Source organism: Haloferax sp. Atlit-12N (assembly GCF_003383095.1).
Classification (GTDB): Archaea; Halobacteriota; Halobacteria; order Halobacteriales; family Haloferacaceae; genus Haloferax.
Map to the genome: position 1 here is coordinate 1 of NZ_PSYW01000040.1, position 1,432 is coordinate 1,432.

1 protein-coding gene is annotated in these 1,432 nt (G+C 52.2%); it reads left to right on the forward strand.

The features are described 5' to 3' along the window. The coding region (locus C5B90_RS19855; RefSeq protein WP_115883629.1) for a PLP-dependent cysteine synthase family protein at window positions 1–706 on the forward strand (706 nt) is incomplete at its 5' end. Between the last annotated feature and the right edge of the window lie 726 nt (window positions 707–1,432).

Consider the following 1,432-nt stretch of genomic DNA (forward strand, 5'->3'; position numbering starts at 1 on the left):
CGTTCTTGGACACCCGTTCCACGTCGTTACGGCAGACTGCGTCGCAGACGAGAAAATCGCCTCAATGCGGGCACTCGGTGCTCAGGTCGAGCTGCTCGAAACACCTAACGGTACTGCATACGATGGACTATTTGAGGACCTCCGCGAAGAAGCATTGAGAGTCCGTGACCAGACTGGCGCATACTTCACCAACCAATTCGAGAACCATGATCAGCTTGACGGGTACGAAGCGTTCGGAAAGGAAATTCTTGACCAGCGCCCTGATGTTGACGAGTTCGTTATGATCGCTGGGACTGGTGGGTGTGCGATGGGGACGGCCCGAGCCCTCAGCACCGCCGACAGAGAGGTGCGGATTTCAGTCGTTGAGCCTGCGGAGTCTCCGGTCCTTACGGAAGGAACGACTGGTGAACATAGTGTCCAGGGAACGGCGATTGTCGGTTCACCACCATTGATGAGTGACGGTGCCTACGACCATGTGTACACAATACCGAATGCAGAGGGCATTGAGTGTGTCCGTGAGATCGCCCGCGAAGAGGGAATGCTCGTCGGAACAAGTACTGGGATGAACGTTGCCGCCGCACAGCAGATTGCCGCCAGCCGCGACCCGGATACAACTGTCGTGACGGTTGCTTGCGATACTGGACTCAAGTACCTCTCTGATGGGCTGTATGAGGGGGTCAAGGAGTCGGCGTTTTGTCTCGCTTGAGCCGATCAGCTTCCAGAGCCGGGTATCATACTGGGCCGTACTAACACAACGTTCACCATACCAATTTCTCTGTCCGGTCGAATTGCATGGCTAAGTTTACAGAGTAAATCAACTACAGTAGATCGTACAGCTATAGTAATCTCCAGAAGTTTTTGCTCATCTCCCTTGACGCAAGGGTGAAAAGCGATGGATAGCAGCAGGTTACGTCGTCAGAGGGTGCAAAGACTTCCAGATTCTACTATAGGTGTGGTACCGAGAAACCACGCAATGATTACCGTAGCTGCGAGTCGTGATTTCCACTCCATCATAAATCCGTCATTCCCTAATAATCACATCTCATTTGAGCGTGTCTATCAGTGACAACTATGTTCCACCTACTGGAAGAAGAGAGTTTATTACTCAATGTCGAATCTTCAGTAGCGATTCCCGGGCCCTGCCGCACATCATTGTTGAAACTGTCCATAGGATTGAGTCGGTCTTCCATCGAGCACGATTAACCCCCCTGTTCTGATATTTGAAAGAGGCCACTAGTCCGACTATGCGCAACCGACCGCCTTGTTGTCGCTCGACAATATTTGTCCTACGACAACCGAATTTTCATTCCACCTTATCTCCGAGAGAGTGATTCAGTACCGACACCGACCACGTTTCCGGAACGCTCACCCGGTGGTGGATGAACCTCGAACACGGTTGGCAAGAAGTCGTGTTAGGAATCGCCGCACTCCT